The sequence below is a fragment of the Paenibacillus sp. Y930 genome, assembly GCF_056786375.1.
Map to the genome: position 1 here is coordinate 1,023,810 of NZ_JBXCIX010000001.1, position 21,793 is coordinate 1,045,602.

At 38.9% G+C, this 21,793-nt stretch carries 21 protein-coding genes and 2 pseudogenes; 4 read left to right on the forward strand and 19 right to left on the reverse strand.

All coding sequences use genetic code 11. The annotated features are described in order from the left end of the window. Window positions 1-50: 50 nt before the first annotated feature. The 5 genes from AC1TO5_RS04840 to AC1TO5_RS04860 form a co-directional block, all read right to left on the reverse strand. Complete coding sequence (locus AC1TO5_RS04840; protein WP_482061635.1) at window positions 51-1,850, reverse strand: B12-binding domain-containing radical SAM protein; 1,800 nt, start codon at window positions 1,848-1,850, stop codon at window positions 51-53. A 267-nt stretch (window positions 1,851-2,117) separates the two neighbouring features. Continuing rightward, complete coding sequence (locus AC1TO5_RS04845) at window positions 2,118-2,624, reverse strand: ferritin (protein ID WP_482061636.1); 507 nt, start codon at window positions 2,622-2,624, stop codon at window positions 2,118-2,120. A 383-nt stretch (window positions 2,625-3,007) separates the two neighbouring features. Next, on the reverse strand, window positions 3,008-3,226 hold the full coding sequence (locus AC1TO5_RS04850; protein ID WP_482061637.1) for a DUF1450 domain-containing protein: 219 nt from the start codon (window positions 3,224-3,226) through the stop codon (window positions 3,008-3,010). 192 nt (window positions 3,227-3,418) lie between these two features. Then, window positions 3,419-3,619, reverse strand: a complete 201-nt coding sequence (locus AC1TO5_RS04855) for a cold-shock protein (protein ID WP_482061638.1) — start codon at window positions 3,617-3,619, stop codon at window positions 3,419-3,421. A gap of 180 nt (window positions 3,620-3,799) precedes the next feature. Continuing rightward, window positions 3,800-5,221 carry a S41 family peptidase gene (locus AC1TO5_RS04860; protein ID WP_482061639.1) on the reverse strand — a complete coding sequence of 474 codons (1,422 nt, stop codon included), beginning with the start codon at window positions 5,219-5,221 and terminating at the stop codon, window positions 3,800-3,802. Between the two features lie 86 nt (window positions 5,222-5,307). Here AC1TO5_RS04860 and AC1TO5_RS04865 point away from each other — a divergent pair, with 86 nt between their 5' ends. Beyond that, the gene (locus AC1TO5_RS04865; protein ID WP_482061640.1) at window positions 5,308-6,105 is read left to right on the forward strand and encodes a Cof-type HAD-IIB family hydrolase; all 798 of its coding nucleotides are present in this window, start codon (window positions 5,308-5,310) and stop codon (window positions 6,103-6,105) included. 80 nt (window positions 6,106-6,185) lie between these two features. Here the strand turns inward: AC1TO5_RS04865 and fur are convergent, their stop codons facing one another. The 4 genes from fur to AC1TO5_RS04885 all read right to left on the reverse strand — a co-directional run bounded on the left by fur (window position 6,186) and on the right by AC1TO5_RS04885 (window position 10,058). Then, the gene (gene fur, locus AC1TO5_RS04870; RefSeq protein WP_482061641.1) at window positions 6,186-6,653 is read right to left on the reverse strand and encodes a ferric iron uptake transcriptional regulator; all 468 of its coding nucleotides are present in this window, start codon (window positions 6,651-6,653) and stop codon (window positions 6,186-6,188) included. Between the two features lie 975 nt (window positions 6,654-7,628). After that, a complete protein-coding gene (locus AC1TO5_RS04875; RefSeq protein WP_482061642.1) occupies window positions 7,629-8,522 on the reverse strand; it encodes a GNAT family N-acetyltransferase in 894 nt (297 codons plus the stop codon). A gap of 393 nt (window positions 8,523-8,915) precedes the next feature. Continuing rightward, entirely contained in the window at window positions 8,916-9,278 is a 363-nt protein-coding gene (locus AC1TO5_RS04880) for a DUF3139 domain-containing protein (protein WP_482061643.1), read from the reverse strand. A gap of 249 nt (window positions 9,279-9,527) precedes the next feature. Further along, a complete protein-coding gene (locus AC1TO5_RS04885; RefSeq protein ID WP_482061644.1) occupies window positions 9,528-10,058 on the reverse strand; it encodes a GNAT family N-acetyltransferase in 531 nt (176 codons plus the stop codon). Between the two features lie 213 nt (window positions 10,059-10,271). Here AC1TO5_RS04885 and AC1TO5_RS04890 point away from each other — a divergent pair. Further along, window positions 10,272-11,525: pseudogene (locus AC1TO5_RS04890) on the forward strand (IS110 family RNA-guided transposase); the annotation flags it as partial. 344 nt (window positions 11,526-11,869) lie between these two features. On the opposite strand, the gene AC1TO5_RS04895 reads toward AC1TO5_RS04890, so the two are convergent. Both AC1TO5_RS04895 and AC1TO5_RS04900 read right to left on the reverse strand, forming a co-directional pair. Beyond that, window positions 11,870-12,331, reverse strand: a complete 462-nt coding sequence (locus tag AC1TO5_RS04895; protein ID WP_482061645.1) for a hypothetical protein — start codon at window positions 12,329-12,331, stop codon at window positions 11,870-11,872. 167 nt (window positions 12,332-12,498) lie between these two features. Then, window positions 12,499-13,440 carry a ketopantoate reductase family protein gene (locus AC1TO5_RS04900; protein ID WP_482061646.1) on the reverse strand — a complete coding sequence of 314 codons (942 nt, stop codon included), beginning with the start codon at window positions 13,438-13,440 and terminating at the stop codon, window positions 12,499-12,501. Window positions 13,441-13,599: 159 nt separating this feature from the next. Between AC1TO5_RS04900 and AC1TO5_RS04905 the strand changes: the two genes are divergently transcribed. Beyond that, window positions 13,600-14,166 (forward strand): TetR/AcrR family transcriptional regulator, encoded by a 567-nt coding sequence (locus tag AC1TO5_RS04905; RefSeq protein WP_482061647.1) that lies wholly within the window; start codon window positions 13,600-13,602, stop codon window positions 14,164-14,166. Between the two features lie 260 nt (window positions 14,167-14,426). Continuing rightward, window positions 14,427-15,299, forward strand: a pseudogene (locus AC1TO5_RS04910) (IS110 family RNA-guided transposase); the annotation flags it as partial. Window positions 15,300-15,548: 249 nt separating this feature from the next. Here AC1TO5_RS04910 and AC1TO5_RS04915 read toward each other — a convergent pair. The 8 genes from AC1TO5_RS04915 to AC1TO5_RS04950 form a co-directional block, all read right to left on the reverse strand. Continuing rightward, window positions 15,549-16,079: a GNAT family N-acetyltransferase gene (locus AC1TO5_RS04915; RefSeq protein WP_482061648.1), complete on the reverse strand. Its 531-nt coding sequence runs from the start codon at window positions 16,077-16,079 to the stop codon at window positions 15,549-15,551. Between the two features lie 122 nt (window positions 16,080-16,201). Then, the gene (locus AC1TO5_RS04920) at window positions 16,202-16,540 is read right to left on the reverse strand and encodes a hypothetical protein (protein ID WP_482061649.1); all 339 of its coding nucleotides are present in this window, start codon (window positions 16,538-16,540) and stop codon (window positions 16,202-16,204) included. 122 nt (window positions 16,541-16,662) lie between these two features. Then, window positions 16,663-17,163: a hypothetical protein gene (locus tag AC1TO5_RS04925; RefSeq protein ID WP_482061650.1), complete on the reverse strand. Its 501-nt coding sequence runs from the start codon at window positions 17,161-17,163 to the stop codon at window positions 16,663-16,665. A gap of 156 nt (window positions 17,164-17,319) precedes the next feature. Beyond that, entirely contained in the window at window positions 17,320-17,622 is a 303-nt protein-coding gene (locus tag AC1TO5_RS04930) for a hypothetical protein (protein ID WP_482061651.1), read from the reverse strand. A gap of 74 nt (window positions 17,623-17,696) precedes the next feature. Further along, window positions 17,697-18,131: a hypothetical protein gene (locus tag AC1TO5_RS04935; RefSeq protein WP_482061652.1), complete on the reverse strand. Its 435-nt coding sequence runs from the start codon at window positions 18,129-18,131 to the stop codon at window positions 17,697-17,699. Between the two features lie 188 nt (window positions 18,132-18,319). Further along, window positions 18,320-19,078, reverse strand: coding sequence for a class I SAM-dependent methyltransferase (locus AC1TO5_RS04940; protein WP_482061653.1), 759 nt, complete (start codon window positions 19,076-19,078; stop codon window positions 18,320-18,322). Window positions 19,079-19,604: 526 nt separating this feature from the next. Beyond that, a complete protein-coding gene (locus AC1TO5_RS04945; RefSeq protein ID WP_482061654.1) occupies window positions 19,605-20,615 on the reverse strand; it encodes a sulfate ABC transporter substrate-binding protein in 1,011 nt (336 codons plus the stop codon). A 103-nt stretch (window positions 20,616-20,718) separates the two neighbouring features. Beyond that, window positions 20,719-21,783: a sulfate/molybdate ABC transporter ATP-binding protein gene (locus AC1TO5_RS04950; RefSeq protein ID WP_482061655.1), complete on the reverse strand. Its 1,065-nt coding sequence runs from the start codon at window positions 21,781-21,783 to the stop codon at window positions 20,719-20,721. Window positions 21,784-21,793: the final 10 nt, after the last annotated feature.

The window sequence follows — 21,793 nt, forward strand, 5'->3', positions numbered from 1 at the left end:
TATAGTCTATTCATTAGCATCATTACTGTTTCAGTCAGTGTATGCATTCTCTATTGTTGTACAGTTTGGCTAATATTCATACTATATATGTTAGCAGTGGAATGCTTCTCACCCTGCTCCTGGATATACATTGCAATGAGTAATGATTCCCCTTCAGCCACCACTTCACCTGTCTCCAGGTAATGCGACATATTGAATGGAACTTTCTCTAGAACGACATGCTTCTGCAAATCACGTTCATTGAAGCGATAGCCGGCAAACTGCTCGTTCACTTGTTCAGGTTGATCAGCAAGCTTCTTCATCCAGCTTGACCATTCTGATTTCTCCATAATGGAGTCCCACCATACTTTACGAGGCTTATAGCGATGGTTTCTATAATAATCTAGCTTCATCAAGCCTTGTATTACTGGAAGATCAAGTTGATGCCCCTGGGCCTCTTGTGCATAAACAAGATATGACCATAACCGCGAGAATAGATCCTCTAGCTGATGACCAATTTTCTGCCAGCCTTGTCCTTCCCAATAATCACCGAAGCTTTGGAAGAAGTCAAACGGTGAGTTGAATACATGATCAACGAGATAAAGCAATGTACTATCCATCCGATGATCATTCCAGTATTTCTCTAGAACATCCTCTACCCGCTTAATTCTAACAATATCAGCAAAGGGCATAAGATCGTTACCGAGCATTTCATACGGCGCACGATCTTGGTAGATGTAGCCCCATTTGTCTGCATCATTGCGTAAGCCAGTACCACGTAGCATCTTCAAGAAACCAAGCTGTAACTCCTCAGGACGTAGTGCAAATACATCGTTAAATGTGCCACGGAACGTATCATAGTTTTCAAGTGGTAAGCCCGCAATCAAATCCAAATGCTGAGCAATCGTTCCTGACTCCTTAACTTTAGTCACTGTGCGGACAAGCTTACTCCAGTTCTGACGACGTTGAACCGCTAGATTGGTTACATCATTCGTTGATTGAACACCAATCTCAAAGCGGAACACACCTGGAGGAGCATTTTCAGCCAAATAATCTAGTACCTCTGGACGCATAATATCCGCAGTAATCTCAAATTGGAAGACGCAACCACGATGATTTTCAATTAGGAATTGGAACATCTCTAGTGCATAGTCTCGCTTAATATTAAAGGTACGATCGACGAATTTAATCAAATTCGCACCTTGATCGATAAGATAGATAATATCCGCCTTCGTACGCTCGATATCGAAATAACGTACGCCAACTTCGATACTCGATAAACAAAATTGACAACTGAACGGACAGCCACGGCTTGTCTCGAAATAGACCACACGATTTCCTAATTGCGGAATATCTTCTTCGAATCGATAAGGAGAAGGTAATGTATTCAAATCAAGCTTCGGACGACCTGGACTAATACGAATCTCTACCCCGTCTGCCAAATGTTTGCGATACGCAATGCCAAATACCATATGATACTTTTGTGTTGTTTCAATTTCAGTTAATAGATGATCGAACGTCTCCTCACCTTCACCCATGACGATAAAGTCGACATCCGTCAATCTTTCCATCCACTGCTCCGTATCATAGCTTACTTCAGGACCACCCATAATAATTTTCAATTCAGGCTGTATTTTACGTAGCATATTAACAACAGTAATCGTTTCTTCAATATTCCAAATGTAACAGGAGAACCCGACGACATCTGGCTTTCTTGCAAATATATCAGATACGATATTCATTGCAGGGTCTTTAATTGTATACTCTGCAATGTCCATATCAAATTTATGACCACTGAATGCTTTTAGACAGCGCAATGCAAGCGATGTATGAATAAATTTTGCGTTCAATGTTGATAGTACGACTTTCATGTATTGTCCCTCGGCTTTCGTTTTCAGATAAAGCTCAATCATCATCTGTATAAATGATTGTGTATTCCTCTATTGTAACTAATTTTAATGCAAATAAGAAGACTAGCGCATATATTCCCTAATGGAGGATCACTGTTCACCCTGTAATTAGAGCAACCATTAACCTAGCTTGTCTACATATATAAACTATGTAGACAAATAAAACCGTCATACTAGCAGATAGTCTGCTAATATGACGGTTTGTCTTATATTCAAGTTGTTAACCGATTAAGCTTCCGCAGCAGGATCAAAAGAGCGTGTTGCGAACTCCGCGTCAAGCATATAGAATGCGTTGCTATCTTGGTCAATTCGTTTTAATTTGGTAATGATGCCATCAAATAACGCTTCTTCTTCAACTTGTTCATCTATGAACCATTTCAAGAAGTTAATAGTAGCATGCTCACGATCATTCATTGCAATATCAGACAGATCGTAGAAACGTTTCGTATTTTGCATCTCATGTTTGTAGCCTTCTTCAAATACTTCAAGTACAGATGCATAAGTATTATTCGGTTCTCCCAATGCTTGAATCGTTGCGCGACGTCCACGATCATTCAAAAATTTATAAATTTTCATACCGTGAAAACGTTCCTCTTCCGCTTGCACAAGGAAAAAGTTTGCGAAGCCATCAACATTATCTGCAGAGCAATGTGCAGCCATAGCTAGATATACATGAGCGGAATAAAATTCAAAGTTCATTTGATCATTAAGTGCTTTTGCTAAACTATCATTCATAAAATGTGCACCTCGCATTTCTTATTTGTAATCATTCTAACATAAAAATGAAGATAAGCAAAGTGCAGTAATCAATTTTTCACCAACTAAGAAGCACAAGCAGCTGGCAAAGCCAGCGCCCTTGCAGCAATCACAGTGGAACTTTTTTTAACTACCATTCCAATGAAGGTTAAAAAAGTTCGGCGGTCAGCACCAAGAAGATGCACTTCAGCGGAAACGAGTAGCACAGTGTACGTTATTGGTACACGAGCACCTTCAATGTTTCTGCAAGAAACATACATCGGAAGCCTATGCTTGGCTTTCGATGGAGGGCATATTCGCCGTCGATTACGCTTCGGCAGCATTCTCATCGTGATCACAGTCGTACTTTTTTAACTCCCTCTCTAGCCTACGATTTTTTTTAGTCGCTTATATAACATATCAGGGGTCGCCTCAACGATGGGCTGCGATTTAATCATAACAAAGCATCCAGATCGACAAGACTTACATTGACCGAGACAGCCTGTTTTCTTCTGCTTCAGTTCAGGATATTTTTTCTTCATACTCTTGTACACTGGTTTCAAGCCTTGTTCTAAGCTGCGCTTGCAATACTTAATTTTCATAAGCAACCCACCACCCACACTGATAATCAATCTCATTACTTATGATGATAATGATTATCAGCGATAATGTCAACTTATTATTTAACTCTACTATGTAATAGAGTCGCTATAGTTGCTGTAGAAAACAAAAAAAGGTGCCTGATTCATTCCAAAGAATGAGATCAGACACCTTTTTCAAGCTAACGAGTAAAATTAAAGTTTTACTACGTTTTCAGCTTGAGGACCACGGTTACCTTGTGTAATATTGAATTCTACACGGTCGCCTTCATCCAAAGACTTGAAGCCTTCGCTTACAATAGCGCTGAAGTGAACGAATACATCGCTTCCACCTTCAACTGAAATGAAGCCAAAACCTTTTTCTGCATTAAACCATTTAACGATACCTTGTTCCAAAGTCGTTACCACCTTATAAGTATTTACTAAGTCCCTGTATTCACAAAAAGTCACAACCCAATTTACGGCAATTGAATTAACTAAAGCCTAATTGTGGCTGCGACTAAGGTCTTAATATCAATATAAATCATATTATCATACCTTGCATGAACTAGCAATAGATGTATTAAATTTACATCGTTATTTTTTCAGCAAATCCTCTGCCTTTTGTAATTGAGAGTCATTCGCTTGCAGTAAGTTGCGAATATCTTCAACTAGTAAAGTTCCTACTTCATCTGTATAGATTCCGTTGACATCTATTCCTTTGGCCGACTCATATTGCTTCACTGCTTGCATTGTTGCTTCATCATATAATCCGTTGTCTGATGGAGCATAGCCTATTGCTAGAAGCAATTTTTGCAGTGCAGTTACATCATCACCAAAGCTATTAAGCTTAAGCTCTATTCCAGCACTTATAGGATGCAAGTTCACATATTCAGGAAGTTCCACGACATCTGTTGGTTCAACACCTATTTTATGAATACCGCTTCCACTCGGTGTTTTCCACTCTGCTTCAGTCAACACAAGTACTGAGCCTGAACGGAATTGCTCATAGGTTTGTACAACACCTTTACCATATGTTGTTACCCCAACAATATGTGCATCAGCTGATTCCTTCAATGCTGCAGCAAGTACTTCACTTGCACTCGCGGAGTATTCATTCACAATGACAGCAATCGGAATGTTAAAGGGTTTGACTTGCTTAGATACGAATTTTATCGTCTTCTCATCATTTTTATATACAACATCAAGAATTTTTTCACCGTTAGGAACAAGTAAATTCGCGATCTCGACCGTCTGATTCAATAGTCCACCAGGATTTGAACGTAGGTCAATAATTAACCCTTTCATATCTCCATCCTTCATTAAACTAGCTAATGCTTCTTTGAATTCCACATCTGTTGCTTCGGAAAACCGAGATATAGTGATCATCCCAATATTATTATCAAGTTGCTTCGAACTAACCGTATGAACTGGAATTTCAGCACGTTCAATATTGAATTCGGTAATTTGCTCTGTCGCTCCACGCTTTATTCCAATGACTACACTCGTTCCTTTTTTACCACGAATTTTACTAAGTAGTTCATTGAATGTATTGCCTTCGATTGATTGCTGATCCACCGTTACAATTTGATCTGCAGGCTTTAAGCCAACTTTTTCAGCTGGCATATCTTTCACTAATGTACTAATAAAATATTTCCCATCTTCTTGCTGCACTTCAGCACCTATGCCATAGAAGTTACTATTGTAAGAATCAGCATAGCTTTCTCCCGCTTCATTGGCCAAGTACTGTGAATATTGATCACCTAATGAACTTACCATTCCGGCAATAGCTCCATCAATAAGCTCACCGCTGTCCGCGCCGTACAAATAACTATCTTGAATTTTACTATACGAAGCTTGTAGCAAATTAAAACCGTCAGCATCCATTACCGAATATTGACGCTTTGCCCATCCTTGTCCGCCCCAAAAACCTGCTATTAATGCGATAACAACAAAAACGGCAACATATTTACTTGAGTCTTTATTTGAGCGCTTTACTCTTTGTTCATTTGATTCCATGTATGTTTCTCCTTGTATGTCCAGATTGTTTTCGATACAATCATACTAACTATAAACAGCAGTCTGAAGGGAGTTTTTTGACAACTATGTACAAATTAATTGCAATTGATATCGATGACACCTTACTTAACGATGATATTATCGTTACAGAAGCCACTAAACTTGCACTTGAACGAGCGATTCAAGCCGGCGTAACCGTTACATTAGCAACAGGACGCATGTATTCATCAGCTCGCAAAATAGCCGATCAAATTCAACTCAATGTACCAATTATCACCTATCAAGGCGCCTTAGTCAAAACGTTGCTTAATGAGCAAGTGTTATATGAACGTTGTGTTCCTGTAGACGCAGCACGCCAACTATTACAATATGCCAAAGAGCATAACTTGCATCTGCAATTATATGTTGACGATATATTATACGGCACTGAGGATAATGAGCGAATTCAAGCTTATTCTCAACTAGTTAATATCCCCTATGAAATTGAGCCTGATTTTGCAAAGCTGATTGATAAACCTAACCATAAAATGCTTATTATAGATGAACCAGACGTTCTCGATCATCACGCAGTAATTTTACAGGAGCTACTAGGTGACCAGCTCCATATTACAAAATCTAAAGCACATTACTTAGAATTCATGCACAAGGAAGGTACAAAGGGTCATGCGCTTCAAGCTTTGGCGCAGCATATCGGTGCCACAATGGACGAAACGATTGCGATCGGCGATGCATGGAATGATCGAGAGATGATACTTGCTGCTGGACTTGGCGTTGCAATGGGCAATGCCGTTCCGATGCTCAAAGAAATAGCTGACTACGTCACACGATCAAACAATGATGAAGGTGTCTGTCATGTTATTGAAAAATTTATTTTCAACGAATAAAATGATGAAGTGAGCATAAAAAAGCCGTTGACCCCCTCCTTATTGAACGAGGCGTCTACGGCTTTATATGTGTGCACATACTATTTAATATTACTTTTACATTTTGGATTTACACAAGCTTTGAAATTCCCGATAAAATCAAGACGATGGTCCACAACCTTAAAGCCGTACTCTAGCTCTAAACGTTGTTCAAGCTCCAATAGCCAATCATCCTTGATCTCTTCTAATGCTCCGCATGTATGACAAATCAAATGATGATGCATATGCTCATGATCCTGTCCACGAAGATCGAATCTAGCAACACCATCACCAAAGTTCATTTTCGCTACGATTTGCAGCTCTGCTAGCAATTCTAATGTACGATATACCGTCGCAAGACCAATTTCAGGGAATTTCGCTTTGACAAGCATATATACATCTTCCGCACTCAAATGATCTTCTTCATTTTCCAGAAGCACACGGACTATTATTTCACGCTGTGTAGTTAGCTTATATCCACTTTCCATTAAGCTGTGTTTAATTTTTTCAACTTCAGCTTGTATATTCATACTTTCGCCTCCTACATACAACTTTAAGTATAACTTATTAATTTAGTATTTTCTCAATTTAGAATGATTCTAAAATAATGGTATGCTATTTTGCCAAAGAAAGCAACTATAAATAGAACTAAGCTAACAAATATTTTAAAAGTATTTGCTAGCTTAGTTTTATTCGTTAATTTTTTGATAATAAAAGCTCTGTTAAGCCTTAATAGACCTCTACTGAATCAAACTGTATCCTCATAGCTCCTAGTGGCATAAGTCCCCTATTTTTACCGTATATACTCATGAGATGCGTTTGATAATCAATAAGCGCTAAGGCATGTGTCGCGGTAGTTATAAACGCGACTCGATTATCTGTTAATGAAATCCGCCGAATCGTGAACGATGTGAGCGTGATTTCCATTGCAATCTTATCGGCGTTCACGGACGGGATCTCGAAATGATGCGATATGTGACAGGTAGCGAGTCCTTCACCTAAATGGTTGTCAATTTCGTATCGATTAAAATCCAGTTTTATTTTACCATGTCGTACTGGCTACTTTTCGATTGAGCTATCGTTCTCCGTTAGCTTAATCTGTATATTCTTTCTTATTTAACATTTGAAACGGGCGAGGGCTCTTTCACCCAATCTGTCGGACCTTCACTATCGGGGATAAACTTTCTCCAATATTCACCGCTTTGTTTATCGAATATCATAATATTATTTTTATTTGCCGTGTTCCCATTGAATGTTGAATAAGAACTAATAATACCATTTTTTAGCTATTAAGTAACGTTATTCTATTACTATATACTGCCTGTTTGCTTAACGAAAACAAAGAGCAGCTGCCGTGGCAAACTGCTCCTTGTTTGATTCAACTATCGTTACCCGTTTGCATAATCATCCGATCTCTCATCAAGTTATTTAACTATAATCTTAGCGTCATTGTACACGACCGTTTCTATCAGTACAAAAGAGCTATCAGGTCCCGTATTAGATTGCTATGTGTACGATTCACTTTTCATATACTTCATATCTGTAAATCTTGGTCCTGCAACAAACCCAAGCCTTTGGTATAAGTGTTCTGCTGGATTTCCAATTAACATATGTAGTTTTATAACCGGCGTAATCGAATATGCCGCTGTCATAGAGTATTTTATCATAGCTTGCGCAAGTCCTTTTCCGCGGTATTCCGGCAGTACAAAAACATCATTTATACCTGAAAAATTGTTAACTATCTCCGGATGTACACCTGCAATACAGCCGCCTATAATTCTGCCTGTGCTTTTTTCCTTTGATACCACTACTTGATTAAGTGTATTAGTTGCTGTGTACCATTCGAAACAATTTCTAATTGTTTCATTAATTTCTTCAATACTTTCTTCCCCAAAGACTTCATAAACTATTCCACCAAGAAATGAATTCCTGAGGGCTCTGGCCATTTCTGGTATATCGCTTTCTTTTGGCGTTTCGAGAAAATAGCAATCATCAAGTGAGTAACTTAATTTGTCGGTCGGTCGGCACATAATTTGTCTCGGTCGCCAAATTTCTGCACCGAAGCTCATTAATATATCAATATTTTCTGTAAGTATACCTTTTAATTGGATTTCCCCTTCTGAGCTCATTGCTTCTCCTTGCAGCAATAACAACTTCCAAAATAATCTTCTATCACAAAAAGGTGCAATTAGAAAAGGAAACATGATTACATTAGGAGCAATAATCGCACCACCCACTTTTTCTCCATCACAATACAAAAAATAACAATCTTCAGACCATTTTGTATCATTTAGCCGAGCATTCCAGTCGTACCACATCTCGATATCTGCTTGTGAATATAAGGTTTGATATACAGCAAACAAGTTCTTATTTGCTTTTTCAAAATAATGATTTTTCATTTACAATCCTCATTCCAAAAATATTTTTGCAACCTTTTTCACCTTGTATCTCCGTTTGAAATCTACTCTATGTACGAATAACATCCATATAAGTCACCCCCTAAAAAAACTCCACTTTCAAACGTTAGTTCATCGTCGAAATTGGAGTTGCTTTTGCGTTATTTACCTAAATAGAACAAAAGCCCATCTAGATATATTTATTGCGCATGCTCCTTGTTTTATTGAACTATTGTTCTCCGTTAGCTTAATGTAACGGCAATTAACGGATCATCGCAGACGTGTCCACCTGACTCAACTTTCCCGAAATGCCTCGGGCGAATCAAGGGACGACTGTCCCGATGCATGATTATGGTGTTAGAAGATGATAATGCCCTTTTTGAGACATCCGAATAATTACTCTTCCATATGTTTGAAATTTTTATCTTTCCTATCAGTTAACGGAGCAATACCACTTTGCAATACTTCTTTAATGGTCGATTTATAATAATATGTATAGTAGTAAATCACATCGGGTTCATCTTTAAACACCACTTTTATTACATATGGATTGTAACCAAACAATTTACTTTTCCAGTGATAATTTACTTCTATCGAGTATTTGTCTTGAGATATCCCCCTGTTTAGAAGATGTTCTACAACCTTATTTCCTAATTCTTTATTTTCTATTGGGGATTTAATTATTCCTAGATATAGCGCAATTGATACGATTGTTAAAATGAGTAGAGCGAAACTCACTTTAGTTATTGTTTTTTTCATGAAGGTTTTATCACTCCTTATCTATAATGTATTTGAAGAATAAATTACTGCTCACGTCTTATTTGTGAGACTTGAAAAATTTCACATCCATAAAGTATTCGCTAAGTAATTAAGCTATCCTGTCCGTTAGTTAAGCGGATTTCCAGTAATGCAAACAAGCGATGGATCGGATCCACCGCTGTGCTATCGTTACTCGTTTGTTCTTAACTTATTGCTCTTAAGCTGTGTTTAAAAATGGATAAGATATACCTATAAAAATCTAGATAATTCAATTTGCGCATAACTGTTTTCTGAACACTCTTTATCCCCGTATATTCCATTAATGTTTTCGAATCCCATCCTAATCCAAAATCTCAAGGCAGACCAATTCTTTAAAGCCACATTTATTCGAATTTGTTCAAATTCCCTTACTTCTATTATCAATTGATTAATGATCTCTTGTCCATATCCTTGTTTCTTAAATTGGTCTCCAATACAAATAGAGGAAATATATATAACGTTATCACTTGGATATCCATGGTATGTCCCTAATACCCCAATCAATTCTTGCCCACTATTCGCTTTAACTGTTTGTATTCTATAATTTTCTTTTTTGCCTTCTGGTGGCAAGTCCCCATTAGAATAGCAATGATTAATAAAATCTGTTTCAGGGTCACGCCCTTCCCAAGCGATTGAATGCAAATTGGTTTCATAAAGTTCTTGGACTACATCAATTTCTTCATACATTAAATCCTCTATGATCAATCTTGGCGATTTCCATTGCGAGTTTAAAGTTTTCAAAACCCAACACTCCTATTGCTGTTTTTGGAATCGATCTTCGTAGTAAATTCTATAAGAACACTAATTTATCCTGCCCGTTACTTCAACAAACGTTCCACGTTAGGATTCCTGTAGAGCATTAATTTTGCACTTTGCAATAAAACGAGCGACTCCGTTACGATAGGGTAGTCACGGGTCATAGCCCTTTAGCTATCTTAAGGAGGTCGCTCTATCTTGAATTTTAAAGCCCAAGCCAAACAAAATCAACTACTTGAACGCATTTCTATCCAGCACCTTGTCGTCGGAATCGACATCGCTCAGCAATCTCATGTTGCTCGTGCTGTCAATTTCCGTGGCATCTCACTCGGTACTCCGCTTCACTTCTCTAACGACGAAGCCGGCTTTGGCCAATTGCTCCGGTGGATGAAAGATATCCAAAAAGCCAATCATCTAAACGACACCATCATCGGTATGGAACCAACTGGCCACTACTGGCTCAGCCTCGCTGCCTGGCTCAAGGACCGAAACTACGAGACAGTGCTAGTAAACCCCCATCTCGTCAAAAAGAATAAGGAAAACCGAGACAATACTCCCTCTAAAAGTGACATCAAGGATGCCTTGGTTATCGCCGACATGGTGAAAAACGGCTACTACACTGTCATTAAAGAAACTAGCAAAGTGTTCATAGAACTACGAGTACTTATGGCCAACCGGGAGACAATCGTCCATCGGCTTGTCAGCGTTAAGAATCAGATTCATCGCTGGGTCGATATTGTATTTCCGGAGCTAAGGCAGGTATACAAGCTCCTCATTGGATCTGGCTCACTCGCTACATTGCGTCTCTTTCCAACGCCTGCTGATCTTAATAAACTCACTGTTCACCAGGTAATCGAAGGCTGGAAAACAGTCATGAAACGGCATAGCGGTGAACGCAGAGCTAGTGAGTTACTAGCATTGGCAGCTCGCTCGGTCGGTGCAAAGCATGCCCAAAAAGCCTATAAACTTCATATACAACAGCTTCTGGCAGAATATGATCTGGCTATGGAGCAGCTACAGGTCATTGAGGAAGCAGTGGCGACTGTCCTAGCCCATATCCCACTAGCTAAGCCTCTTCTCGCAATGAAGGGGATGAGCACCTTGTCTGTTGCCGGCATTCTAGGTGAAGCTGGCGATCTCAGCGGCTATGCACATGGCAATGCGTTGTTGCGTCATGCCGGTCTCAATCTAGCTGAAGCAAGCTCAGGCAAGTGGAAAGGTCAGATGTCCATTAGCAAACGTGGCCGACCAAGGCTTCGGCATGCCCTGTTCATGGCAACTATGGCTCTCATTATGAACGATGAAACATTTAAACGACAACACGAAGTAAATGTAAAGACAAAAAGTATGAAGCCCATGCGTTCAGTGATGAAGCTTTGCGGTAAACTGGCCCGCATTCTGGTTGCCCTAGCTCGTAGTGGTGAAGCTTACGAACCGGATCGAGCTCTTCCTATAATACAGGTCTTAATCGCTACACAATCAGCACAAAAATTGGCTTATTCGCAGGATTTTAAGATTGCACGGAGTACCGGATTGCATTGAACAAAAGGGCATAGACCCGTCGAGAAATGGGAGTGAAAGCCTCCGGAGGTGCGTGGAGCAGCGTGCAGTAGATCAACAAAAAAAGGAGCGAAAACTCGCCCCTTCTGTTCCCGCATGCCCATCGGTTACCAATTTTGACGGCACCCGTTCCATTTAATCCGAGTTATGATTTATCTTCAGGTGAAATCCTGCGAATAAGCGAGCATTCGTGAGAAAACTACATCGTACCGAGGGAGTTCAACCAATTTTAACTCCTAAAACTCAATCGATTTATTGTTTTTGTCAAAATACTGAATACCGCCAGTTCCTGTAGGGAATATAAAGCACTTCTGATTTGGTTCTTTTGTAAAGGTACCTGCTCTGGTTGTATACGTGTTTATTTGATTTAAAATACTTTCATCGATGATATATTCAACTAAGTATTTGTCAGAAAACCCACCAATGAATCGCTGTGGAATTTTTGTTCCCACTACATTCTCCCAATGTTTCGAAAACGTTCCACTACCTGATTGATCCAAGTAGAAACCTACCTCTGTATCGTTCTTATATGCAATTGCTGTGTACTCCTTGTACTTTACCAACTCAATAACGTTAATGTTATTTTCAATGATAAAGGTCTCTATAACTTTATCATCTGGTCTGACTGGTTGTGACATACATCCAATAACAAGGGTAGCAACGACTATCATTGTTAGAGTTAATTTTATAGGATACATTATCCACACCACCTAAGAGATTTGTATTTTCCTTTTAATTCTCATCAACAATTGTATCATAACCATCACTCTGATTATGGATAACTGCCTGTTAGCTTAATAAAATGAGCAGGCCACCACTATGCCTGCTTTTCCTTGTGTATTATTCATCTATCGTGTCCCGTTAGTTAATGATTATTTGAAATAAACTTGGAAATCGCTTGTTTCTCAAGTTCGTCCCAATGAGGTGTCGCAATGTTTAATTGTTGTTTCAACTTATCGAACGAATCAAACAAAGCTGCAATTTCGCCGTAAGATCCATTCATCAATTTCATAAACGGCAATTTATGCATTATTTTTAGACCATAGTATACACTCTGTCTGTGTTTTCGAATAAAGTTAACTTGATTTGCAGGAGTGATAGTATAACCTAATTTTTCTAATATTTGAAACCCCTCGTCCATTACTGATATAGCTTGCTTTAATAGCTTCTTGTCCTTAGATACTTTTTTTAAATCACCATCGTAAAGATAACCAACAGAATTTAAAGCTACTATTGAGACGATATGACTTTTGAGCCAAGCATCCATATCATCATGATAAGCTAATTTAAACTTAACATGTTTAAACGCATTTTCTAGTAAAGCCTTTATTGTGATCTCGCCGTCAAGACTGCCTAGTAGCAGTTGTCCACCTCCCCGTAGGCAAATAATGCGACCGCTCTCTTCTCGGAGTCCTCCGCTAAGCTGAAATCCGAAGATTACATTTTTTGTTATGGCGCTCTTTTCCTGAAGAATATTTTGCATCCCATGGGCATCGGCATTATTACCGACAAGAACAATATTCTGACTCTGATTCTCAGCTAGAATAGGCAGCACGGATGGGAAATCATTGTATTTCATTACAACGAAAATGAGATCATAGAGATCATCAGATTGAAGCTCATGGATGACTTTCACTTCATCGACAGTGTTTTTAAGGTGAAAATAATGGCGAATGACAAGTCCGTCTTTCTTCAATTGTTCAGCTCGCTTCCCTCTGGCAAGTACTGTGACATCATTACCCCCGCGCACTAGAGCATGGGCAAGATAACTTCCTTGAACTCCGGCACCAAAAACTAATATCCTCATTGTGATATCCCCTCTATTTTTTAACGATTGTTGTATTTTGACCATTTGTTCAATAAAGTAAGATTACCAGCATCTCTAACAAGTATCCATTGCTAGATCTATCGGTTTTGTTGGTTTTTCAACAGAATCAAATATATTGTTTAATAAAGGGGAATCTCAATGGATAGAAGAATAAAAAAAAACCAAGTTGCCATTATGAATGCATTAATTCATTTGATCGGAGAAAAAGATTTTGACAAAATAACGATTAATGAAATCGCAGAGCGTGCTGATGTAAATCGAGGAACCATTTATTCGCATTACTCTGACAAATACGATCTATTGGATAAGTGCCTAGAGGCTCAACTGTACCATCTGATCGAGAGTTGTTCCTCAGTGGATGAAACAGAACCTTATCCATCTAAGTCTTCATTGCTCCGTACGCTTGGACAAATGGAGAAGAATGCTCTCTTTTATAGGAATTTATTAAGCAACAAAGGTATTCCTTCCTTCAGAAACCACTTACAAAAAATGATGAGTAATCAAGTAATGGAACAAATCGTTGAGCGCAATTTAAGCCTAAATGAGTTGAGTAAAGATATATTAGTACAATTTTTGAGTTCGGCGATTGTCGGAGTGATTGAATGGTGGTTAACCCAACCAATGCCCTGTTCTGTAGAAGAGATAACTGAACAGTTATGGTCACTGCTCGAACAGAATCAGATGATTCTCCGCTCTGAATCTTAATTACGCTATCCTGCCCGTTCGTATTATGAGATCAACCAGTTCTTTCTGGTTGATCCTTTTTTCATTTGCATAGAGGATTAAGGTAGCCTGGTCGAACGTACATTCCCGTGGGACTTGATCCCGAGAGCTATAATGTTCACCCCTACTTGTCATGACCATGATTGAGGCTGGTTGGGACATAAGATCCCGTATAACAAGCGATGCTATGGAGCGACAAGAAGAACCAATAGGGGATGCCGGTGAATCTAAACTTACAGGGAGAGTTGTACTACAAGGAAGCGTTTGAACCTTTTAAGAAAAGAGGAGTGCAACTTCTCAATCTGCGCTATCTTACAAGACAATACGAGTCTCTTTCAAAGATGTGTGTACAGACTAAACTACAATTCCAAGCTGTTTTAGATCAGGTTTTCCCTGCTTACAAAGGTGTCTTTGGAGCTATGTATTCCGGTATTTCACTACGGTTTTTAAGTGAATTTCCAACCTCATATTCCGTGTTGCAGACGGATGAAAACACACTAAAAACTAAGATGAAAGAACTGCTTTCTTCGAAACGGGGGCGCTCAGAGGACTGGATTAACCAACGGATACAACGACTGCTGGATGCGGCGAAACAAAACCCATTTCAGCAAACCATGTATGCAAGCCACTTAATCAATTTGAAAGTCCTTATTACCCTCATTCTCCAGTACCAAGAGCATCTTACTGGATTGGAACAGAACATAGCTGCTCTGGCTGAAGAAATTGAAGAGTATGAATTAATTCAGTCGATTCCCGGTATTGGGCATAAAATTGCAGCAACAATTTTATCTGAAATTGGAGAAATCGACCGATTTGATCATCCTAAAAAGCTAGTCGCCTTTGCAGGCATTGACCCGAGTGTCTTTGCATCCGGTAAGTTTACAGCAACTCGAAACCGAATCACGAAACGTGGTTCCAGGCAGCTGCGTTACGCGCTGGTCATGGCTGTTCAGTGTGGACTTATTCGTTCTCGTAACACTCGAATCAAAGAATTTTACGAACGTAAAAGAACCGAGGGTAAGCCGCATAAAGTAGCATTAGTCGCATGTGCAAATAAGCTAGTTCATTGGCTCCATGCCATCTTAAAAAGTAAAAAGGCATTCCGTCTGACTTAACAATTATTATTGGTTTTACCTTCCAAAAATTTCTGCGAATTGGAGGGTTATTTGGTTTATGTTTTTTAACTATAACACAAGATTCAGGGTAATTTTACTGGTAATCTTGACATGCTATTAGCTGGTATAGTTAAGCGGATTTCCAGTAATGCAAACAAGCGATGGATCGGATCCACCGCTGTGCTATCGTTACTCGTTTATTCTTAACTTATTGCTCTTAAGCTGTGTTTAAAAATGGATAAGATATACCTATAAAAATCTAGATAATTCAATTTGCGCATAACTGTTTTCTGAATACTCTTTATCCCCGTATATTCCATTAATGTTTTCGAAACCCATCCTAATCCAGAATCTCAAGGCAGACCAATTCTTTAAAGCCACATTTATTCGAATTTGTTCAAATTCCCTTACTTCTATTATCAATTGATTAATGATCTCTTGTCCATATCCTTGTTTCTTAAATTGGTCTCCAATACAAATAGAGGAAATATATATAACGTTATCACTTGGATATCCATGGTATGTCCCTAATACCCCAATCAATTCTTGCCCACTATTCGCTTTAACGGTTTGTATTCTATAATTTTCTTTTTTGCCTCCTGGTGGCAAGTCCCCATTAGAATAGCAATGATTAATAAAATCTGTTTCAGGGTCACGCCCTTCCCAAGCGATTGAATGCAAACTGGTTTCATAAAGTTCTTGGACTACATCAATTTCTTCATACATTAAATCCTCTATGATCAATCTTGGCGATTTCCATTGCGAGTTTAAAGTTTTCAAAACCCAACACTCCTATTGCTGTTTTTGGAATCGATCTTCGTAGTAAATTCTATAAGAACACTAATTTATCCTGCCCGTCACTTCAACAAACGTTCCCCGTTAGCGCAATCTCGATTTTTAATTTAAGTTGTTTTCATCGGGAATAATTCAGAAAAAATCGTATACCAATCAGTTCGTTTGGATTTAATTAGTGCCAATGCTTCATTCAAAGCAATCTCTGTCAGGCTTCCTAACTGTATATAATCGACGATACTTCGTCTTATCCAAATATCCGCTAAAGATTCACCTGCACTGGCTCTTATCATGTCATCGAATGAAGAGTCATTTGCTACTTTCATAAGAATTTTTATCACATCGTCGTCATCAAATTTGGATAAATCCATAACGGCATCGTCAATTTCGTCATCTCTTGAAGTATCGTTATATATAACCGATATCAATTTCTGTTTATCCCTCTTCAACACAGTCACCCCTGACAAAATTATATCGCATTAAACTGCCCTTTAGCTTAACGAAAACAAGGAGTAGCTGCTGTGGCACACTACTCCTTGTTTGATTGAACTAACGTTCTCCGTTAGTTTAGTCAACTACCGTATTTCTTTTCCCAGGTTTCAGACCACTCTTGATACGACAATCCCGTTGCTTCCTCTAATGTTTTACCGTCCAGTGAATAAGGCGCTCCGTATAATATCTCTTCTCCTTGAACTGGGAATGAGGTTCCGCCAATTACCTTACCTTCGCAAACTATGACAGAGACGATGGTTTCAGTGTTATATATTTTTTCTAGCGGATGTTGTTTCACTATGAATCCGTATACGGTTATTTCTTTCCCGAAATACTTGTCGGGCTCTTCCTTTTGAACACCCCATATCTGTTGATACTGCGTAGATTCCGCGCTTCCGAAAAGTTTACTTTTATCTAGGACGTACTTTTGAACTTCGCCATTTCGAGAAGTAACTTTATAACCGTGTTGTTCAACGTATTGCTCCGCTGTTTTTTCGTCGCCTATAACATCTTTACTGCATCCAGTAAAAATTATGAGAACTAACCCAATCATTATTGCGAAATTTATATATCCCCTCATTTATACCTCCGTCGACGTTTATTTTTTAGACGTTCCATTCATTGAAAACGTTGCACTATCCTGTCCTTTAGTTTAATAAAAAGAGCAGTATACCGAAGCACCTGCTCAACAATGTGCTTGATTCAACTATCGTTCTTCGTTAGCTTAATCTGAAAATCATACATCCAATCCTAATTGTTCAATTAGAAAATCACCTTGTCCGATTTTCAACGTTTGCTTTTCTAGACTATATCTCCACCCATTTGCAATAGCATATTCAATTAAACGTTCGCAATTCTTTGGTCTATGCGGGTTGAAGTGCCAACTGGCTTTCCTTGTAAACAACACTTCATAATATGAGGTTTTGGATGAATACACCTTAAAATTGACAAATTCATTACTAGGTATTTCATTAATAACGATGTGAAATCGGTAACCATTAATCATAATCTGTTTTTCTCTTTTATTAAACGTTTTCAAAAAAATCACCTTTCACCTTATAGAAGGTATCTATTGATCAATAGTTCGGCAGATTTACTGGACTCTCCTGCCCGTTAGTTTAATCTGGAAAGTATTATTATTTCTGTCTTCCCGTTGTATTTTATCGTCAGTGTAAAAACTCCATCTTTGTTAGGCTTAATGGAAAAAATATCTGAATTATATTCAGATGAAGTTTGAAAACTTCTTACTCCTTGTAGATCTTGAGGGTACGAACTTTCAGACCTTAAACCTTCATCCCCGACTAATATATATTCAATCGGTCCTTTTTTAGATTCTCTATCTTCTCCTATATTCTGAATATAAATAGAATCAAATAATGAATTTTTCACTTTAAATATTGAATAGGTGGCGAGCCATTCTTCAGTCTTTCCAAAGTAAATAACCTCATTAGGGCTTTCCTTTTTAATTATTTGATCTTCTTTGTTTGCACACCCTGACAGAAATAATAGCGATGATAAAACAAGAAATAAAAGTATTCTTATTTTCATATTATTTGTTAGACCTCCATATTTTCAATGTATATACAATACCATGTTAAATTTATAAGTGTTAAGCTAAACTGCCCGATAGTTGAACAAAGGGCTACCACTCGGCAGCCCTTTCATTATTAACCTATTGTTCCACGTTAGTTGAACGATCCACGTACTAAACGGATCTAAGCTTTATGAAAACACCCTTATTTTTTAGTGCATTTTATAATAAATGCAGCAGGTATTAATGATGCCTTTTGATGTGTATACCACACTGCAGAATCTCCTGATTTTATTTCCTCTGTGATGACAACATCTTCAATCACTTTTTCAATTTGAAATCCAGACTGAATTAGCTCATTTATATATGTACTGAGTTTTAGTTGATTCATCATAGCTGGCAAATCCCATGGTTCACACTGTTGAGGACCTTCCTCATGATAAGATTTTTTAATTACAAACTGCTCGCCTTCCTGTTTAATTCGATTATGTAACGGGTGCTCCCAGCTAAAAATAAAGGTCCCACCAGGTTTCAGGTAGCTGAATACTTGCTGTAATGTCATTGGCAAATCAACGGTCCAACCAATGGCGTAGATGGAATAAACGATATCAAAATAATCACTCGGAATACCAGGGTTCTTTTCCATTGGTCCTTGGAAAAGATTCAATTTTGATTTATGAGCCGAAAGCAAATCCCACGCAGTCTCGATCTGAGTATCGGATAAGTCAATTCCCCAAAGCTCTGAGGCTCCACGTGAGGCCATGAAATTTAAAGAGTGGCCACTTCCGCAACCAATTTCTAAGACTATTTTATCCTCTACATCACCAAATAAGTTTAATTCGTTTTCTGTGGGCAAGAATGGGCCGTAAACTGGAAGTGCAGTCCTTCCAAAAAATCGGGGAGCTACTTCATCCCAACTTTTCTTATTCGATAAAATATAGTCTTCCTTTATGGATTCCAACATGTAAATTCATCCTCCCAAGTTTAAATCTTACAACCGTCTTTTATTCGATGTGTTTATTGGATTATCCTGCCAGTTAGCCATATATGTAGCACAAACGTCGCGCCACAGATGATAGAAGTTGATAAATTCTTACATGGGAACGGAATGTACGTTATTGGTATATGAGCACCGTACTATTCAAGTTTTTTAAATGCGACGTCGAATAAGCTACGAAGCCATTCATCGTTATCACGAGCGATAAATCAAAACCCAGCAACGTGTACGGTACGAGAACACCAGCGGGCAAATGCTCGAAACTTTCAATGAAGGTTCAAAAGCGGGTTTTCGCAAACCGAGCAGGTGAAGCGTTACTTGAGAAAGGCGGAAGCGCAAGTGTACATGATTACGAACACGCGGCCCTACAATGTTTCTGCAAGAAACATACATCGGAAGCTTATGCTATTCTTTCCAAGTTCGCTTCAGATGCGATGTCGAATAAGCTACGTCAGTCAAACTTCGTTATCAAATTCCGCTTTTTAACCCACCTCTAAAGGTCGGCAAGCACTTGGTACCATATACCACGCTTAGAGTACAACAACTCACGCACATGATCCCAGCCACCCAAATAATCAATATCAAATAGATCAGTAGGTTGCTCAAATTGATCTTCACTAGCAGCGGCGACTTGCTCATTCACCGCTCTGAAGCCATGCTTCACAAAAATCGTCTGTGCTTCTGCCGACAAAATATAATTGTAAAAGCCTTCCGCTACTTCACGATTTTGATGTTCATTAACATGTTTGTCTACGATTGCTATCGGATTCTCAATTAATAATGTATGCTCTGGAATAATAATTTCGTATGGAATCCCTTTACTTATCCGCGCACGCAACTCATTCTCATAGGTAACGATAACATCTCCGACACCGTACTCAAAGGCTGCCATAGAAGCGCGTCCGCTCTTATCTAGAGACTCGACGTTTGCATGTACTTGCTTCAAAAAGTTTTTGGCATATTGCTCATCCGCATATCCTAACTCCTGCTCAGATCGCTTCAAGCCCGCTCCAAAGATCGCATTAATATCCCATTGCGCGCCACCTGATGTTTTCGGGTTCGGATACATTACACGGACATCCGACCTAGTTAGATCGTTCCAGTCTTGAATATGAAGCGGATTACCTGCTCTTGCGCCTAACACAACAATTGAACGAGATACCATCCCTTTGCTATCATTATTGCGCCAATCATGCGTAATAAGTCCTGCCGCCTCAATCGTATCGATATCACCTTCCATCGCAAGTATCGCAATATCTGCATCGAAGCCACCGATAATAGCTCTAGCTTGCGTACCAGATGCCTCGTACGATTGTTGATAGATTACCTTTTGACCCGTTTCAGCTAGCCATTGCTGCCCAAATAACGGTAATAGCTCCTCTAGCGCATCTTTCGCTACGGAATAAGCTCCAATAACTAAAGTAACCTCGTCAGCTTTACCTTGCTCGGTGTTCACTCCACCTGCAACAGGCGTATTACTGCAACCATTTAATAATATTGTCATGACTATCATTCCAATGAATAAGAAGCTATATGACTTTATATTAGAGCGTTGAACACTGTTTTTCACGACCAAACCACGCCTTCTCTGCCGATATTGACCTTACTTAGATATAGACTGGAAGCGGATCAACCTTCAATGGATTTTCCATGATCCAGCTCTTCTCATCGTTAAACAAATATGCACGATGCACAAGAACTTTAACACGATCACCTGGCTGCAAAACTTCCTTTTCCAATGAACGATAAGTAATTAGCTTTTGATCGCCTACTTCAAGCTCTACCATCCATTCATTACCGCGGAAATGAAGATGTCTCACCAATGCATCTATTGTTGCTGAAGCAAGTATAATTTCCCCAGGTCTACCTACCTCAATATATTCTGGACGAATAAGTGTCTTAATTCCTTCATCTACAGCCACATCTTCAAAGCCACGGATAAATTGAATATTTTCAATAACCGAAGATTCTCCGATAAAGCTAGCGACGAATGGCGTTTGCGGATTTTTGTATATGTCCCACGGTGTGCCTTTCTGTTCTAACTGACCTTTGGAGATGATCATAATCTCATCTGCAACCTCAATCGCTTCTTCTTGGTCATGAGTGACGAATATAGATGTTATACCTAGCTCAGAAATCATATCTTTCAGCCACGTACGCAATTCAGTCCGAATCTTCGCATCGATCGCAGCAAACGGTTCATCTAGCAATAGCAATTGCGGCTCAGGAGCTAATGCTCTTGCAAAAGCAACTCGTTGACGCTGACCGCCAGATAATTGATGAGGATAACGATGCTCAAATCCTTTTAATCCCGTTAGCTCTACCAAATATTGAACTCTTTCCTTTATATAAGCTTTCTCTTTCTTCTTCACCTTCAGCCCAAAAGCAATATTATCAAATACCGTCATATGTTTGAATAGTGCGTAGTTTTGAAATACAAAGCCAATCCCACGCTCTTGAGGGGGGAGATCATTTACTCGTTTGCCATGGAAGTAAATATCCCCTGAAGATGGCGACTCAAGACCAGCTAGCATGCGAAGAATCGATGTTTTCCCACCACCACTTGGCCCTAGAAAGCCGATTAGCTTCCCCTTTTCAATCTCAAAGCTAACATTGTTAACCGCTTGAAAATCACCAAATGATTTATTCAAATCTTTTACTTGTATATGCATCGTCTAATAC

Coding starts and splice junctions, on each gene's coding strand:
- AC1TO5_RS04840 (WP_482061635.1), bottom strand. CDS start 1,850: ATGAAAGTCGTACTATCAACATTGAACGCAAAATTTATTCATACATCG.
- AC1TO5_RS04845 (WP_482061636.1), bottom strand. CDS start 2,624: ATGAATGATAGTTTAGCAAAAGCACTTAATGATCAAATGAACTTTGAA.
- AC1TO5_RS04850 (WP_482061637.1), bottom strand. CDS start 3,226: ATGAAAATTAAGTATTGCAAGCGCAGCTTAGAACAAGGCTTGAAACCA.
- AC1TO5_RS04860 (WP_482061639.1), bottom strand. CDS start 5,221: ATGGAATCAAATGAACAAAGAGTAAAGCGCTCAAATAAAGACTCAAGT.
- AC1TO5_RS04865 (WP_482061640.1), top strand. CDS start 5,308: ATGTACAAATTAATTGCAATTGATATCGATGACACCTTACTTAACGAT.
- fur (WP_482061641.1), bottom strand. CDS start 6,653: ATGAATATACAAGCTGAAGTTGAAAAAATTAAACACAGCTTAATGGAA.
- AC1TO5_RS04875 (WP_482061642.1), bottom strand. CDS start 8,522: ATGAAAAATCATTATTTTGAAAAAGCAAATAAGAACTTGTTTGCTGTA.
- AC1TO5_RS04880 (WP_482061643.1), bottom strand. CDS start 9,278: ATGAAAAAAACAATAACTAAAGTGAGTTTCGCTCTACTCATTTTAACA.
- AC1TO5_RS04895 (WP_482061645.1), bottom strand. CDS start 12,331: ATGTATCCTATAAAATTAACTCTAACAATGATAGTCGTTGCTACCCTT.
- AC1TO5_RS04900 (WP_482061646.1), bottom strand. CDS start 13,440: ATGAGGATATTAGTTTTTGGTGCCGGAGTTCAAGGAAGTTATCTTGCC.
- AC1TO5_RS04905 (WP_482061647.1), top strand. CDS start 13,600: ATGGATAGAAGAATAAAAAAAAACCAAGTTGCCATTATGAATGCATTA.
- AC1TO5_RS04925 (WP_482061650.1), bottom strand. CDS start 17,163: ATGAGGGGATATATAAATTTCGCAATAATGATTGGGTTAGTTCTCATA.
- AC1TO5_RS04935 (WP_482061652.1), bottom strand. CDS start 18,131: ATGAAAATAAGAATACTTTTATTTCTTGTTTTATCATCGCTATTATTT.
- AC1TO5_RS04940 (WP_482061653.1), bottom strand. CDS start 19,078: ATGTTGGAATCCATAAAGGAAGACTATATTTTATCGAATAAGAAAAGT.
- AC1TO5_RS04945 (WP_482061654.1), bottom strand. CDS start 20,615: ATGACAATATTATTAAATGGTTGCAGTAATACGCCTGTTGCAGGTGGA.
- AC1TO5_RS04950 (WP_482061655.1), bottom strand. CDS start 21,783: ATGCATATACAAGTAAAAGATTTGAATAAATCATTTGGTGATTTTCAA.